The 16314-nt window shown below is 57.7% G+C and carries 14 protein-coding genes; 5 read left to right on the top strand and 9 right to left on the bottom strand.

Annotated elements, in window-relative coordinates; translation table 11 throughout:
* Window positions 1-159: 159 nt before the first annotated feature.
* From VG146_20130 to VG146_20105, 6 genes are all read right to left on the bottom strand, one after another.
* A complete protein-coding gene (locus VG146_20130) occupies window positions 160-354 on the bottom strand; it encodes a hypothetical protein (protein HEV2394666.1) in 195 nt (64 codons plus the stop codon).
* A 61-nt stretch (window positions 355-415) separates the two neighbouring features.
* Window positions 416-1525, bottom strand: coding sequence for a hypothetical protein (locus tag VG146_20125; GenBank protein ID HEV2394665.1), 1110 nt, complete (start codon window positions 1523-1525; stop codon window positions 416-418).
* 236 nt (window positions 1526-1761) lie between these two features.
* The gene (locus VG146_20120; GenBank protein ID HEV2394664.1) at window positions 1762-2742 is read right to left on the bottom strand and encodes a prepilin-type N-terminal cleavage/methylation domain-containing protein; all 981 of its coding nucleotides are present in this window, start codon (window positions 2740-2742) and stop codon (window positions 1762-1764) included.
* A 22-nt stretch (window positions 2743-2764) separates the two neighbouring features.
* Window positions 2765-3604: a glucose 1-dehydrogenase gene (locus VG146_20115; GenBank protein HEV2394663.1), complete on the bottom strand. Its 840-nt coding sequence runs from the start codon at window positions 3602-3604 to the stop codon at window positions 2765-2767.
* Between the two features lie 6 nt (window positions 3605-3610).
* Window positions 3611-4642, bottom strand: coding sequence for a galactitol-1-phosphate 5-dehydrogenase (locus tag VG146_20110; protein HEV2394662.1), 1032 nt, complete (start codon window positions 4640-4642; stop codon window positions 3611-3613).
* The gene (locus VG146_20105) at window positions 4639-6942 is read right to left on the bottom strand and encodes a tetratricopeptide repeat protein (GenBank protein ID HEV2394661.1); all 2304 of its coding nucleotides are present in this window, start codon (window positions 6940-6942) and stop codon (window positions 4639-4641) included. The genes VG146_20110 and VG146_20105 overlap by 4 nt, the downstream gene beginning before the upstream one ends.
* An 89-nt stretch (window positions 6943-7031) precedes the next feature.
* Between VG146_20105 and VG146_20100 the strand changes: the two genes are divergently transcribed.
* Together VG146_20100 and VG146_20095 are read left to right on the top strand one after the other, a co-directional pair.
* Window positions 7032-7484: a hypothetical protein gene (locus VG146_20100; GenBank protein ID HEV2394660.1), complete on the top strand. Its 453-nt coding sequence runs from the start codon at window positions 7032-7034 to the stop codon at window positions 7482-7484.
* Window positions 7485-7993: 509 nt separating this feature from the next.
* Entirely contained in the window at window positions 7994-8917 is a 924-nt protein-coding gene (locus tag VG146_20095; GenBank protein ID HEV2394659.1) for a CheR family methyltransferase, read from the top strand.
* A 178-nt stretch (window positions 8918-9095) separates the two neighbouring features.
* On the opposite strand, the gene VG146_20090 is transcribed toward VG146_20095, so the two are convergent.
* Window positions 9096-10202, bottom strand: a complete 1107-nt coding sequence (locus VG146_20090) for a carboxypeptidase-like regulatory domain-containing protein (GenBank protein HEV2394658.1) — start codon at window positions 10200-10202, stop codon at window positions 9096-9098.
* Window positions 10203-10474: 272 nt separating this feature from the next.
* Here VG146_20090 and VG146_20085 point away from each other — a divergent pair, with 272 nt between their 5' ends.
* Together VG146_20085 and VG146_20080 are read left to right on the top strand one after the other, a co-directional pair.
* A complete protein-coding gene (locus VG146_20085; GenBank protein ID HEV2394657.1) occupies window positions 10475-11371 on the top strand; it encodes a diacylglycerol kinase family protein in 897 nt (298 codons plus the stop codon).
* 141 nt (window positions 11372-11512) lie between these two features.
* Window positions 11513-13339, top strand: a complete 1827-nt coding sequence (locus tag VG146_20080; GenBank protein ID HEV2394656.1) for a toprim domain-containing protein — start codon at window positions 11513-11515, stop codon at window positions 13337-13339.
* Between the two features lie 2 nt (window positions 13340-13341).
* Here the strand turns inward: VG146_20080 and VG146_20075 are convergent, their stop codons facing one another.
* Window positions 13342-13806, bottom strand: coding sequence for a type II toxin-antitoxin system VapC family toxin (locus tag VG146_20075; GenBank protein ID HEV2394655.1), 465 nt, complete (start codon window positions 13804-13806; stop codon window positions 13342-13344).
* Entirely contained in the window at window positions 13803-14057 is a 255-nt protein-coding gene (locus tag VG146_20070) for a hypothetical protein (GenBank protein ID HEV2394654.1), read from the bottom strand. The genes VG146_20075 and VG146_20070 overlap by 4 nt, the downstream gene beginning before the upstream one ends.
* Before the next feature lie 82 nt (window positions 14058-14139).
* On the opposite strand from VG146_20070, the gene VG146_20065 reads away from it, so the two are divergent.
* On the top strand, window positions 14140-16305 hold the full coding sequence (locus VG146_20065; GenBank protein HEV2394653.1) for a DNA topoisomerase IV subunit A: 2166 nt from the start codon (window positions 14140-14142) through the stop codon (window positions 16303-16305).
* Window positions 16306-16314: the final 9 nt, after the last annotated feature.

Raw genomic sequence — 16314 nt, 5'->3', positions numbered from 1 at the left:
TTCATTCGAGGACGGCCACTCAGGAGTCCGTAACATGAACTACACTTTGGTTCACCCGGAAGTTGCTGATCAGAGACTCCTTACGTCGTCTCCTGCACTCAGGAAGGTTGCTGCGCCAGACTTTCCTGACGCGCGTTGATTTGAACCGGTGCCGCTGGCTTACTTGGGCAAATTGTCCGCTTCGAGGCTGGCTACGAGGTCTTTTTCGGCGAGCACCCAGTCCTCCAGCTTAAGCGGATGGGCTGGGAGCTTATCGCGGAACATCTCGTAGGCATGCTGGCGGACCATGGCCTTGGTAACCCCGGGCGTGAACGGTTTCGGCTGCTCAATAGTTTTTCCACTCTTCACTTTCATGGTACTCCCTTCTGGAATCAAGATAGCCTCTCCCACAGCCCTTTCAACCCCCCAAATGAATTTAAAAACCAGGCCGCTTTTTCCTGAACCCGCGCCGGCGGGCGCACAGGCGGAACAGGTACAAGGGCAGGAACAATTGCAGCCCTGGCACTAGCGCCAGGGGCAGCAGCAGCCACACACTTTCCGCGCTGCGCCAGGCGGCCATCGCACCACTACCCCAGCGCCCTGAATCCACCGCCATCCGCCACAGGCAACGCCGATATTGCCGGCGCAGCATCACGTCCCTCTTGTAAATGGCCACCCGCCGCACCCGCTCCTGGACGCGTGTAGATGCCGAATCGAAAACCTCTTTCCGGCTGGCGCGCGCGGCCTGGCGCACCCGCAATACCCCGCGGGTCAGATAATAAACGCACACCGAGTCGTCATCCCACGCAACCGATTTCAGCTCTTTGTACAAACCTTCGGCGGCCTGCACGTCGCCCGCCAAGGCCTCCTCCTGCGCCGCCCAAAGCTTCAGCACAGGAAACTGCTTTTCGGCATCCGGCTTTTCGAGCGCCTGCCGCACAAAAGGCTGCGCCTTCCTCTCATGACCCGTCCCACGCAAGCCAAGGGCCAGGCAATAGAGCAGTTCGCCATCGAGTTCGGGTTTTGTGCGCCAAGAGGACATCCACCGCGCCAGGCGCCGGTACTCACGGACATCGGCCAAAGCGCGCGCGGCCGCGCGCCATCCCTGGGGATGAGTTCGCAGCCATTTGCCATGCTTGCGCAGCGCATGGCACACCAGGCGACCTTTGCGGCTGGCCCCGGCTGCTTGCAGAAATTCTATTACAGCCCGCCGCCCAATTTCCCCGCGCCGGCAGAGTTGGTCCATCCCTTGGGGATAGCGGCGGTCCCAATTATTGCTGCTCACCAGCCGCCGCATCCATAACGCCCCGACGTGCGGGTGCGCCTGAGGCGAACTGAGCGCCTCCTGCAGGACCTGGTTGAGTTCCTGCCGATAGCCCGCCAGACGCAATTGCTCGACTTTGGCTTCCAGCGGGGCAGTATCCTCGGTCTGAGCCACACAGAGCCGGCGCAATTCATCCAGCGCTTCGGCTGCGCCCTGGGCGGTCAGGGCCCTTTTGGCGGCTTCGGCGACAGGGTCCAAAGCAACCCGGGGGGGGCCGCTCAACGTTACCGGCGACCCGGGCGGCGGATTTGAATGAGAATCAAATGACTGCTGCACAACTGAACGAGAGCGCCAAAATCACCCGCTTCGGTCCCTCGTATCCCACAGAAGCTAAACAAAGCACTCACCTGCCGAAAGACAATTCGGAAGGGGAATCACAGAAGCAAACGAAGAGGTCCACAGCGGCTGTTCACCGGCGCTGTTGCTTCGTTTCCTTCGTTTGCTTCCGTTCAATTCCCTCAATAGCCGAACATCGGCCGGCCGTTTTGGACGTAACCTGTGCGTTCCAGGTACCAGGCAAAGTCAGCTTGTCCAGCGGCATCGAAGTTTATTGTTGCAGGATACGCAAACTGCACACGTGTGTACTTGGACGTGCCGCTCAGCCACTTCTTTATTTCAGAATGCCCATCTGCAAAAGCGAACCCGCAGGCCCCGTTGTGGTAGCAAGCGGGGATATCCTGCCAATGATTAACCCCTTGTGGGTTGTTAATGAAATAGCCGTCGTTGATTGAGTCCGGGTGCTCGTCCAGAAACAGCCACGTTTTAGCGGAGCGCAACACCTGCGATTGTTTGAGATACTGCATATACTCGGGAAAACCCCAATTCTGGCCCTTGGCCGTTGGATCATCTCCAATGCTGAATCGCCCAAAAACAGAGTTCATCGAGAGGCTGCGATTGCGCATCTTATAGCCGGCCGCAGATTGCGCCGGGCTCAGGTAATTATCGGCCGGACATTTATAGGCATTGACCGCAACAGCCATGTATTTGCCAAGGACGCCGTTGGCCACCCAGGCGATATTGGTGACGCTCACGTCAGCAACGCTGCTACTGGCACTCCAAGTCATCACGTTATTTACCCAGTTATCGAATTTTTTGGCGTTGATGGCATCTTCCGTTTGAGTGACCCCGTAATTATTGGCAACCCGATCATTGGAATCAGTCGAGTACATGTGCCATGCCAGCGTCAGTTGGTGCAGATTGTTCAGACAGCCAATCCCCTGGGCCTTTGTCCTGGCCTTGCTCAAGGCCGGCAGGAGCATGGCCGCCAGGATCGCAATAATAGCAATCACGACCAGGAGTTCGATGAGCGTGAACCCGCCGCCCTGCTTTACGCCGGTGCGTTTGCCTGAACATGCCCTCCGGTGAGTTCCGGGGCATGGCCCGGCAGCCTGAATTCCATACAGCTTCAACGGATTGGGGTGACGCGCATGCGGTTTCATAATGGGTTCAATGAGTTGTATTTTACATCACCCTCCTCACTTTGGAAAGGGGGATTGTTGCTGTTGCTGGCGGGCTGGCGGGCTGGCGGGGCAATGCGCGGGTTGCCCCGGTGGATATGCCGCCATCGACCAGCAAGGTTTGGCCGGTCACATAACCGCTGGCGTCCGAAGCCAAAAAGACGACGGCGCCTTCGAGGTCTTGTGGGTGGCCAGGCCGTTTCAGAGGAATCCTGTCGCAGAGATAGCTGACCCACTCGTGGTCCTCGTACATCAGGGCATTTTGAGCAGTCTTAAACCATCCTGGGGCCAGGCAATTAACGGTAATTCCGTGGGCGCCCCAGTCATCGGCCAGGCTCATCGTAAGCTGCTTAATCCCGCCCCGGCTGGCGCCGTAAGGTCCGAGACCCGCATAGCCGGCGACGCAGGTGACCGATCCAATATTGATAATGCGTCCGTAGCGCCTTGGAATCATGTGCCGCGCCACTGCTTGCGCCACAAAAAACGCGCCGCGCAGGTTGGTTTCGAGCACCAGGTTCCAATCCTCCCAGGTGATTTCCAGGGCCGGTTTGCGCACATTGCACCCGGCGTTGTTCACCAGGATGTCCACTTTGCCGTACTGCGCGATGGCCGCGGCGGCCATTTTTTGGATGCTCTCCTGCTGGCGCACGTCCAGGGGTAAGGGCAGGGCCTTGCGTCCGAGCGCCTCTATCTCCGCTTGGAATGGCTTCAGTGTGTCCGGATGCCGGCTCGTAATGACCAGGTCCGCGCCAGCTCGCGCCAGTGCGCGCCCGAAGTATTGACCCAGTCCGCGACTGGCGCCGGTGATGACCGCGACCTTGCCGGTGAGATCGAAAGGGTTCATGAGAGGTCAGGGCTGGAGCACGACCTTAAGCAGGCCGGGTTCTTTTTGATGCAGCCGCTCGAACCACGCCGCGCCGTCGGCCAGCGGCGCTGTGGCGCTCAGTAGCAAGCCGGGGTTGAGGACCCCGCGCCCGAGCATATCGAGGCAAGCCCGATACTCGCCATTGGACGCGCAGGAACCGTGAATGGACAACTCGCGGGTGACGGCCATCTGGAGTGGAAAATCGACGCGTGGTGTCACGTTCCCTACGAGGGTCACAGCACCACCTTTGCGAGCGCAGCGCAGCGCCAATTCCACCGTCGGCCCCAAGCCGACGGCTTCAAAGGCTCGGTCTGCGCCGCGGCCCTGGGTCAGTTCCAGTATCGCTGCGTCGGCATTTTGAGTGGCGGAGTTGAGAGTGTGTGTGGCGCCGGCTTGTGCCGCTCGTTCGAGCCGATCGGAGGCGATATCGACGGCTATCAGCAGGCCGCAGCCGGTCTGGCGCAGGGCTTGCACCAGGGCCAGGCCAATCATGCCGGCGCCCACGACTACAACCGCGTCATTGAGCGCCGGAGGTGCTCGGCCAATGGCGTGCAGCGCAATGGCAAACGGTTCGACCAAGGCCGCGTGCTCGTAAGCCAGGCCATCAGGGAGCCGATACAGCACACGTTGGGGCACCGTAACGAATTCGGCAAAAGCCCCGTTCTGGCGGTAGTCGGCGCATGAGACGCCCAGCACGCGCCGGCGGTCGCATAGATTCACCAGTCCACGCCGGCAGTAATCGCATTGCCCGCAGTAGATGGTTGAATCAAAAGTCACCCGGTCGCCGGCGGCCCAGCCGGCCGCCCCAAGGCCCACTCCGGCCACCACCCCGGCCGCTTCGTGGCCCATGATGATGGGCGGGCGTCTGCGCCCGGTGCTGCCATCCATCCCATGGACATCGCTGCCGCAAATACCGCAGGCCTTCACCGCGATGAGCACCTCGTCGGACGCCGGCTCGGGCGCCGGCACCTCTTCGAAACTGAAGCGGTTGTACTCTTTAAGGACCAGGGCTTTCATCGAATCTTATTTGCGCCTCCGAGCCGATCGAGGCTGTTGAGGTAATTGGCCGCTTTGCGGTTTTGAGGGTCCAGGCGCAACGTTTCGCGAAACTCAGCCTTTGCCTCGTCGATATGGTCGAGTTTTGCCAGGGCGATAGCGAGGTTTAAGTGGGCTGAGATATTGGCCGGGCTGAGCCGGATGACTTCCCGGAACTGGCCCGCAGCGCCAAAGACGTCGCCATCGACGGCCAATTCAACTGCCAGGAGGTAGCGGGCTTCCCAGAAGCCAGGATCAAGGCTAATCGCAGTCCGCAGCGCCCCTAAGGCTTCTTCGTGACGGCCCAGCGCAGCCAAGGTCTCCGCTTTATGAATACAGAACAAAGGATTCGCCGGCTCATATTGGATGGCTTTATCGATCAGCGCCAGTCCTTCTTCAGCCCTCTTCTGCTGAACCAGCAGCCGTCCCTTTTCGTCCAAGGCATCCGGGAGGTCCGGGCGAATCTCCAAGGCGCGCGTGAGCGATTCGAGCGCCTCGCTGGAGCGCCCGGCGCGCGCGAGGAGTTTTCCGGCATAATAATAGGGGCCGGGGGCAAATGGGATTAAGTCGCGAGCGTGCTGCCATGCCAAAATGGCATCGGGCAAATCGCCGGTGTCTTCCTGCAGCTTGGCGAAATCAGCATGGAGATAAAAATCATCGGGCATCGCGGCGATGGCATGAGCATAGACCGCACGGGCCTCTTTTGCGGCCACGGTGGTTAATCCGGGGCGCAAAGCCAGTAGGTTGTCCCGAAGCACGGCGAGCTGGGTCGCGTGATCCGTCTGGTTGATGAAGGGCGGTTCAGCCAACCGGCGCAGCAGGCTTTCGTAAACTCGCTGCCTGTCCCAGTCGGTCAATGCCAGGCTCCGGGCACAAAGCTCGGGGGTGGCCCAATGGCCTGCAGCGGCGCGCGTGATGGCTTCTGGCAAGCACTTGGCCACTTGCTCGGCAAAGGCCCGTGCCAGCAGGTAATTGCCATTAAAATTAAGGTGGACATGCTCGAAGAGGACCTCATCGCCTGTAATATTTTGGGCGCTTTTGGATTCCAACGCAGCAGCGCCATCCACCAGGACAACGCCATGGGCGGATTCCTTGACAGCCGTTTGGCGGATAATCTCGTTCAGCCGGGAATCGGCGCGGAACGGGAGTGAATCGCAATCGCGAGCGAGTCCAAAATGGCTGCGGGCCTGGGCGGAATTGGTCAGTGTGAAATAGCATTGGCCCAAACGAAACTGCAACTCGGCGAACAAGGGGTCTATCCGCGCGGCAGCGTTAAAATTACTGATGGCCTGGTCGGTTCTCCCGCTGTTCTGTGCGGCAATTCCACTGTCATAAAGCTGCTTCCAGGCGGCCTGCTGGCTGTCGCTCAACCCTGCGCGATGTTCTGAGGCGAACGGGGCGCAATCCTTGAGGTTGGCCGCCACGGTGCTGACGAGGACCTTGGCGCCCGCATCCTGACCGCATTCGATGATGTCCTCGAGGTTCCGCCGAAAATAGTTATACACGCGCCCCCTGCGCGGGTCCTCCGGGCCGACCTGGTTATCGAGAAACATCTTCATGCCGCCCCATCGCTCTTGCTTCGAGGGGCGGATGGCAAATTTGGCCAGCCATTGACCGAGCCGGAGGGATTTGAGTTTGATATTCAACCGAATCAAAGCCAATTGCGGGGCTTGCGGGCCGAAGACGGTTGCTGCGCCGAATGGCCCAACAAACTCGTTATTGCCCATATAAATCAACCAGATGTCGCCCTGGCGCCGGGCGCATTCACGGGCAATGGGCAGGATGACATGCGAATTGATGGCTGTCATCGCGGTGCAAACGACCTCAAAATGCGCGCCCGGATAGCGGTCTTGCAGCAGCACCTGCAGGTAACGCCCCATACTGTAGGCCGGCTCAGGGTCCCCAAGGGCCGCTGACTCACCAAAAATAAAAATCCGATAGTTACCGGGCGGTTTTTCTGCTGCCATTACCATCGGCGATGGGCTGCGCGCCAGTTCCGGGGGAAAAAATCGCAAACCAAATCGGTCGTTTTCTATGTAAACATTCCGGCCAAGGATGAGGGTAGGAAGAAAAAAACTGGTGGGATAACCGTAGCCGATAACGCGCAGGACCAACTCGGGAAGGGAAACAACCAGCAGCGGCGCCAGAACAACAATCGCAATTCGGAACGCCCACCGCCGGGCCGGGGAAAAAACCACGGGCGGATTGGCATCTGCGCGATTGGCGGGCGGCGGGCGATTTGGCGCGCGCTCAGGTCGGTTCTTGGGCTTCGGTCCAGGCACCCGGCCAGCTTATCACCAGCCAAAAGCGGAAAAAAAGCATTATTCCAGCTTGCGATTACGGCTAAAGCCGCATTAAGGTCACGCAATCTATGAAAACATTTCAACTTACTCTATTGCTCGCGCTGGGCCTTTGGGCAACCCAGTTGCAGGCGGACGATGCGGCCCTCCTCTCAGGCAAGTGGCTCGTCAAAAAGGTCAATGACCAGGGCGAAACCTACCGGCAAACAATCCAGGTGAAGAAGGACAAATTCGTCTTCGAAATCCTGGGAGCCGATGATCACCTGGTGTTGCACGCTGAAGGCGATTTGAAATTGGAAAAGCTCGGCCCATTTAGCTCCGTCCGCTTCATCCATATTCGCGCCGGGAATTCTCTTTCGACCCTTGACGACGTGGATGACGAGTATGCCTGCGTTTACAAGCTCGATGGAGACACCTGGAACCTGGCTTCCAATTTTGATAAAGACCGCGAGAACCAAAAACCGGTAGTGGACGTTTACCAGCGCGTCAAAACCGCCCCCGCCCACGACGGAGCTGGCAAGTAGGCGAAACGCCACTGCAAGAGGTCTCTTCTCAGCAGCCGAGACTCGCAGAAGCCATTAATCCGCCCTGGCTTAAACAGAACCGGGCGCTTTCAACTCCCGCTGGATCTTCGCTGTGGTCTCCGCGCCCAGCTTTCCCGGCGCATCCCATGGCGATTGGGGCCACTCGGACGCGCTGGATCGCGCTGCCAACTGGCGACAACGGCAAAGTCTGAAATCTCTTGAACGCTGGATTCAATAATGACCTGTATAAATTTACTTTCATGCGCCCACGATAGAGGACCACACCTTAATAGAAGGTGAAGCGGCAAAGTTTTTGTTGATTATTATAAACCCAGAGTGCGATAGCTCCACAATGATGCTAACCCTGGTCCTTGGAATAGCGATAACACTATGCGGGGTGTTTACGCCGTCCAAATCTGGACATGGGGCCTTGCCCCGCCACTGGCGATCATTCCAGAGTCGAGTCTTGAACCGTTTGGAGCAGAGGGTATCTAAGGTTTCAGAACAGGATGGACATGATGGAACTGAGCCACATTTACTTTGCCGGCGAAGACCGGCCAGAAGAAGCAGGGCCGGGAGCGAGGCCCCGAACGCGCCTGGCGGCGCCAAGAATACGGTTACCGAGCCATGCGGCCCCGAAAGCAAAAAGGGGCCCGGCTATCACCGAGGCGCTGTCTCCTTTTCTGCGTTTTGTTCTTCAGCAGAGTGGACTTGGAGCGGGCTGCTACCAACCCAAGGCCTTGAATCGTCGAGTGGGTGCCTGCTTGCGCGTTTTGCGCGCACCCAACGAGGCCGCCGGCCTGTTGATGCTGAAGCAAAACCCTGAACTCTTACGCGCCTCACTGAGCGCCCTTCTGATTGGCGTGAGCGGGTTCTTTCGCGATTCAGATGTGTTCGAACATCTGCGCGAGGTGCTGGTTGCGGATGCATTGAGATTGAGCGGAGCGATGCGTGTCTATAGCGCCGGCTGTTCCGCGGGACAGGAATTGTATTCGGTCGCCATCCTCCTGGATGAACTGGGCAGGTTGAAACGCAGTCGCCTCTTGGGGGTGGATTGCCGGTCTGACGCCATCGAACAAGCCAAGTCCGGGTCCTTTGCGGTCTCTGAACTCGATGACATCGAGCTTCAGCGCAAACAACATTATTTCCGCATCGGCGGGCATCGTGCCTTCATCTTGCCATCTTTAAGAGAACGCATCGAGTGGCGGGTAGCTGATCTCGGGCTTCACAATCCCGACGAAAGCTGGGATTTGGTTCTGTTCCGCAACGTTGCCATCTATTTGGAAGCCGAAGATGCAAACTCGGTGTGGCAGCAATTAGACAAACAATTGAAACCGGGCGGACTGCTGGTGACCGGGAAAGCCGAACGTCCACCGGAAGCCTTGCACTGGAAACGCGAATCGGCCTGCATCTATCGAAAACAGCCAGTTTGAGCACAGGAGACTCAAGAACTTGACTCGTATCCACAGTTCACCTCGAGAGCCTGTCTCCCAAGCGCATCAAGGCCACACCCACCCCTGCAGGGCCGGCAAGTAAGCCCGTGCTTACAGACACAGTCCGCGGCTAGGGGTGAGCGTGGGTTCAACCGTCTGCCAAGGTTCAGTTTGATCTCTAATGCCCCTTGCCGTGGCCTTTGTTTGCGTGGGCTTGGCCGCCTTGTAAGTTGTTGCAATTGCCGTTCTTGCCGCCGTGGTTATCATCACCCTTTCCCTGATCATCGCCATTGTTTCCGTGGGGATTGCCATGGCCCTGATCGCAATTGCCCTGCCCTTGATGGTTGTGTCCGCCTTCATTTTCTCCTCCCTCCGGGCCGGTTGTTTGGCAACAGGAATGGCCGATGTCCAGGTCCCCTTTGGAGAGCGGCACAGGAATCACATCCATCGGGTTGTTGGTGTCCCCGCCGATCAATAATAACGTCGTGCCATCCGAGCCATATACGCGGAAGTACAGTTGGTCGGGAGCTTTCTTCGAATGGCCATGGTCCTCGGCGTGGGCGCTGAAATAGACCACCCCATAATTGGTGTGGCAATTTCCCAAGCCAGTCAGGTTCCCAGCTCCTTGGAACTCAATGAAACTATAATCGCATCCGTTACTCTGGACTTCACCGCAATCGGTGATTTCAAAAACCTGTCCTTCAAAGCGCAGCCTTTGACAGGTTGCAATCAGGTTCCATTCACCAGTGTCCCCATTTGTTGAGCCGCAGCCGGGCAAAGCGCTGCCGGTGAACGCGTACAAAGGCCGCCCTTTTCCGCAAATAACCCCGGTGGCCTTAAGGCAGCAGATGTTGGTGGCCGGTGGAGGCGGCGGCGGGGGAACGTTAGATGCGCAACTGGAACTGCTAACAAGGAAATTGCCTAGAAAGTTGCTTTGTACCACGCCATCCAGCGTAAATGTGTAAACCCCTCCGGGCGGTTGCACAACCGTTGCATCCGAGGGAAGCGTGAGAGGATGCAGATACTCGACGTAACTGTCCGGCCCCGGTGGCAGGTCCAGCACAAACCCCCCGTCGGGAGTGTCTGTAAAGTTCGCATTCGAGAAAGTCCCGCTGACGTTGGTCACCACGACCAGGACGCCGGGAATCGGCGTGTCATTAGAATCGAACTGCCCGCTCTGGTCGGTGTCGCAAAAGACAAAACCGCCAGTTTGCGAGGCGTTTGAGGTTTGAAGGCCGGCCCCCAACACCAACAGGGCTGCCATTGCACCAGGGAAGGTTTTCATAGATTCGGTGGTTTTCAAAAGCACGCGACAGACTGCGCGGGTGGAAGGAAGCCTGTTTCCTTTGCCAGGCTGCGCCCGGCAAGTCGGCGTCACACAGAACGCGCGTATAAAAGGCGTGCTAATGGAACTGATTAAAATACACTAGCCCCTTCTCCTGAAAGTAGGTCATCACCCCAAAACACATGCTAAACCCCCTACCTGGCGCCCCGGGCACCTCGCCCCCCTGTCCTTTCTACTCGACTATTGCTTCTGGCGTCCGCAAAGAATGTCGCGTGAGCATTTGCATCATCTTCAACCCCGCGGCCCGAGGCGAGAAGGCGCGCCGGTTTCGGCGGCATCTGGACGCCATAGGCGCCCAAAGCACGCTGAAGCTGACCAGCGGCCCCGGGGACGCCCGGCGGCTGGCCGCCGAGGCTGTTGCCGAAGAGTTTGAAACTGTGGTTGCCGCCGGCGGTGACGGCACAGTCAATGAAGTGCTTAATGGCATCGGTGACGCGCGGGATGGATTCGAGCGGGCGCGTCTGGGGGTGCTGCCCTTGGGGACAGTCAACGTGTTTGCGCGCGAGTTGAATCTTCCCCTTAAACTCGGCGCGGCGTGGGAGGTGGTTCTCACAGGAAACGAAACCCGGATTGATCTTCCCAAAGTGGATTACGGGGCAGACGGCGCTTCACAATCCCGCTATTTCGCCCAATTAGCGGGCGCGGGGCTGGACGCGCGAGCGGTCGAATTGGTGGATTGGGAATGGAAGAAAAAGATCGGGCCCCTAGCGTATGTGGTTGCGGGTTTTCAGGCTCTGGCGGGCATGCCATCCCAAATCACGGTGACCGATGGGCGGCATGCCCTGACCGGGGGGTTGGTCCTTGTGGGCAATGGCCGTTTATATGGAGGACCCTTCCGGGTCTTTCCCAAAGCGGACCTGCGCGATGGGCTGCTGGAAGTCTGCGTGTTTCCCCGGGTTAACTGGCTGACCCTGGCGCGCTGTGGGCCCTCATTGCTGGCCTGCGGGGTGCTGCCCGCTTCCAGCAACCAGGTTTTCCAGGCCCAATCGGTGACCCTGACAAGCCCGGCCTCGACCCCCATCCAGATCGATGGCGAACTGCTGGGCCATTTGCCAGCGACTTTTTCCATCGAGCGCTCCCGGCTAAGGGTGGTTGTGCGGGGCTCATGAAAAGTAACGCGGGCGTCCCTCATTGTTTCAACGTTGCCGCGCCCGAGGAGGGGCGCATCCCGCCGGCACACCGAGTTGGTTTAAACCGAGATTTCTTATTGGCAACCTGAGCCGGCGGGCCGATATTCTGTGTTTTGAAGTATGGCAGACACCAAACACATTTATGACGAGAGCAAGATCAAAACGCTTTCCTCGCTGGAACACATCCGGCTGCGCACCGGCATGTACATCGGCCGGATTGGGGACGGGTCCCACTACGATGACGGATGCTATATCCTGCTCAAAGAGGTGATCGACAATGCCATCGACGAATTCATCATGGGCGCCGGCAAGGAGGTCCAGGTCGCTATCGCCGACAAAGCGGTGACGGTGCGTGATTTTGGGCGTGGGATTCCGCTGGGAAAAGTGATCGAGTGCGTGTCGCAGATTAACACCGGCGCGAAATATAATGACGACGTATTTCAGTTCAGTGTGGGGTTGAACGGGGTGGGCACCAAGGCCGTCAATGCGCTCTCCAAAGAGTTCCTGGTGCGCAGCTTTCGCGAAGGCCAATTCGTCGAGGCCCTTTTCAAGCAGGGCAAGCTCAAGAAGGAGAATAAGGGCAAAACTACCGAGCCGGATGGCACGCTCGTCCGGTTCGAGCCTGACCCGGAAATTTTCAAACAAATCGAATTCCGTGCGGAACATGTCGAGCGCCGCTTGCGCCACTATAGCTACCTCAATACCGGGCTAAAGCTGCTCTACAATGGAAAGGTTTTCCAATCGCGCCAGGGCTTGTTCGACCTTGTGATGGAGGACCTGCAGGCAGACGGCAGTGAACCCATTTATCCGCCGCTCCATTATGCGGAAAAGACCCTCGAGTTTTGCTTCACCCACAGCAATAGCCGCTTCGGCGAAACGTTTTATTCGTTCGTTAATGGCCAATATACCACCGACGGCGGCACCCACCTGAGCGCTTTCCGCGAGGGCCTCCTGAAAGCCGTCAATGAATATGGCCACGAAAAATTCGAAGGTGATGACGTGCGGGAAAGCATGATTGGGGCGGTGGCTATTCGGCTCAAGGACCCTGTATTCGAGTCGCAAACCAAGAACAAGCTTGGCAACACCGAAATCCGAACGGACCTGGTCAACCGGGTGCGCGAGGAGCTTCTCCATTTTTTCAATCGCAACAAGGAAATCGCTGAAAAAATCATCGCCAAAGTCCAGGACACCCGCCAACTGCGCAAGGAATTGCAAGAGGTCAAGAAACTGGCGCGCGAGCGGGCCAAGGCCATCACCATCCGCATTCCGCAGCTTAAGGATTGCAAGGAGCACTTCAACAAAGCCAAGGGTAAGGGCAAAGGAACGATGGTTTTCCTCACCGAAGGCCAGTCGGCGGCCGGGTCCATTGTAAGCTGCCGGGATGTTGAGAACCAGGCTATCTTCGTTCTCAAGGGCAAACCGCTGAACGTGTGGGACCTCAAGCGCGACATCGTTTATAAAAATGACGAGATGTACAACCTGATGCGCAGCCTGGATATCGAGGACAACCTTGAAGGGTTGCGTTATGAAAAGGTGGTTTTGGCCACTGACGCCGATGTGGATGGCCTGCACATCCGCAACTTGCTGATTACTTACTTCTTCCGCTTCTTCGATCAACTCGTGCATGACGGCCATCTCTTCGTGCTCGAGACCCCGCTGTTCCGGGTGCGCAACAGGGAGCAAACACTCTACTGTTACTCGGAGGCCGAGCGGGACACTGCCGCGCAGAAGCTGGGAAAATCAGGTGAAATCACCCGGTTCAAGGGTCTGGGCGAAATCTCGCCCGCCGAGTTCAAGCAATTCATTGGAAAAGAGATGCGCCTCAGCCAGGTGGAATACGCACCCAAGCAGGAGGCCTCCGGGATTCTGAGTTTTTACATGGGCAAAAACACTCCCGAACGCAAAGACTATATCATGGAGAACCTGGTCGTACCGGTGGAAGAATGAAATCAAATTGTCTCCAATCCTTCCAAGGCAGCCAGGCGGGTAGCCTTGGAATCAAAACTCCAAAAGGTGTCGCAGCCCAACAACAGCGCGGAGGCTACGTGCACCAGGTCGTATGTCCGGAACCCGTGTTTGGCCGTATGACGCAAGCTGAGTTCCTCGAATTGCCCCTCGAGGTCCGAAACGGCCAACACAACGGCTCGCAACAAAGCTCCGCGTTTCAAATCCTCTCGCAGACAAGCCATAGCCGCAGAGACTTGTTCGGCAGTGACATGTGCCTGACGGAAATCACGCGCGCGAAAGAGGCACAATTGCAGAGCGTTACAGATTTCCATCCGAAGAAACCAGCTCACCGGGAGCGCCCCTGCGCCGGAACGCCCTGCAGCCTCAGCAAGGCCGCCCAGTCCCTCGGAGTCCGGCACTTCCAGGTAGTACCGGGTGAAGAAGTTAGTATCGGCGTAAGGTTTCAATCACCTCGGATCAGTTTGTCCAACGCATCGACGAACTCTTGCGGGAGTGGCTTGGGAAAGATTCCCTTTATCCGGGCGCGGTGCTCCGCGTACAGCTTCTGCCAGGGCGCTTTCTTAACCGGAGCGTCTTCAGGCCGGACGGTGTACCTGCGCCCATCTCGGCGCTGGATGCGCACGGCGCCTTGTGTGTCGCAAGCATCCAGCACTTCGCCTGGTTTGCGATCCAAGTCTCGCACAGTAAATGTCTTCATGTCCGACAATATGTCCGACATTGGTTTAAAAGTCAAACGCCTCTGTTCCAATTCAGAAACCTGACGCACGCAAGTTTTCATCATGCCCGCTAAGCGCAAAAAAAACGAAACCCAGCCTGAGCTTCCGATCCAGGAAATGCCGGAGGCCACGCCCGGAGAAGTCCACGCTACACCGATGCCCCCAAGCAGCAATGGCCAACCCGCCAAAATCAAGCCTGCCAAAAACGGCAATGGCAACGGCGAAACCCACGTCCTGGCCGAGAATGTCGCCAACACCGCGCCGCCACGTCCGTTTGTGCCTGGCAAGATCGAGTTGCCGCTGCATCGGCGGGTCAATCGCAGCTTTCTCGATTACGCCTCATACGTCATCCGCGACCGGGCCATCCCCAATCTGGCGGACGGTCTCAAGCCGGTCCAACGCCGCATCTTATGGGCGCTGCACCAATCAGACGATGGGCGCTTCACAAAACTTGCCAATGTAATAGGTGACACCACGAAGTACCATCCGCATGGTGACGCTTCGATTGGGGATGCCCTGGTTGTGCTCGCGAATAAACGCTATCTCATCGAACGTCAGGGAAACTTTGGGAACATTTACACCGGCGATCCACCCGCCGCTGCGCGCTATATCGAGTGCCGGCTCACAGAATTGGCTCGTACTGAATTGTTCAATGATGAGCTGACTGAGTTTGTTCCAAGCTACGACGGACGCAAAAAAGAGCCAGTTACCCTCCCCTGCAAGCTCCCGCTCCTGCTCATGCTCGGCACCGAGGGCATCGCCGTCGGGATGGCTTCGCGCATCCTGCCGCACAATTTCCCCGAACTGCTCGAAGCCCAGATCGCGATTCTCAAAAAGCAGCCCTTTAAGTGCCTCCCTGATTTCCAGACCGGCGGCCTGATGGACGCCCGCGGCTATAAGGATGGCGCCGGGGAAATTAAGGTCCGCGCCAAACTCAAAATCAAGGACGACTCGACCGTTCTTATTAAGGAAATCCCGCCCACAACCACCACCGACTCGCTGATGGCATCCATCGAAGACGCCTCGCGCAAGGGCAAGATCAAGGTCCGCAGCGTTAATGACTATACGGCTGAGGATGTTGAAATCGAGGTCAAGGCGCCCAGCGGCGTCAGCGCCGAGCAATTAGCCGATGCCCTCTACGCCTTCACTGACTGCGAGGTCTCCATTGCCAGTCGCATTGTCATTATCAAAAACAATCGCCCGGTCGAGATGACCGTCTCGGAGGTTTTGCAGGAGAACACGGCGCAACTGGTCGCCATTCTCAAACGCCAACTCGAACTTAGACTCGGCAAACTCCAGGACGAACTCCATTTCCGCACCCTCGAACGCATCTTCATCGAAGAACGAATCTACAAAAAGATAGAGCAATGCAAAACCAATGAGGCAGTGCTCGAAGCGGTCCAGGACGGCTTCAAACCATTCCGCAAACAACTGGTTCGCGAACTGACTCAGCCCGATGTCGAACGCCTGCTCCAGGTCCGCATTCGGCGCATTTCTGTCTTTGACATCAACCAGCACCGTGAGGAGATGGAGCGGGTCAAGGCTGACATCGAGGAGACCCGCAAGAATCTCAAGGGCCTTACCCGCTATGTCATCAGCCATCTGGAAGCGCTCCTGGCCAAGTACGCGCCGATGTACCCGCGCCTGACCAAATCCAGCCGTTACGATGAAGTCGATGCGCGTGAGGTCGCTTTCAAGGCCTTCAAAGTCGCTTACGACCGGGAATCCGGGTATGTCGGCCACAAAGTCTCCGGTGAAGAATTCAAGGTGGAGTGCACCAAATTTGACAAGCTCGTGCTGGTTTTTAAGGACGGCCATTACCAGGTGGTCGAGTTGGCCGAGAAGCTCTTTGTCGGACCGGACCTGATCTATTGCGGGCTGCCCGAGCGCGAGCGAGTCTTTACTTGCGCCTATACCAACCGCGAAGCCACATTCCTGAAGCGATTCACTTTTGGCGGCTCGATTCTTAACAAGATGTACCATTGCATCCCCCCTAAATCCAAGGTCCTCTTCTTCGAGCCGGATACCCCTGCGGAACTGTTTATCAAGTACAAGCCCGCGCCTTATCAAAAAATTAATCAGCAGACCTGTGCGCCAACTCAAGTCGAGGTCAAAGGCCCTAAAACGCGCGGACGCCAAATCTCCATCAAAGATGTCTCCTCGATCAACAGCGCGCCGCCGCGCGGCTGGGACCCGGAAGCTCCCACCAGCAAGCTGCAGTTCGTTTAAAAGCATGTT

Source organism: Verrucomicrobiia bacterium (assembly GCA_035946615.1).
Classification (GTDB): Bacteria; Verrucomicrobiota; Verrucomicrobiia; order Limisphaerales; family UBA8199; genus DASYZB01.
This window is presented reverse-complemented; position numbering and strand designations above follow the sequence as displayed.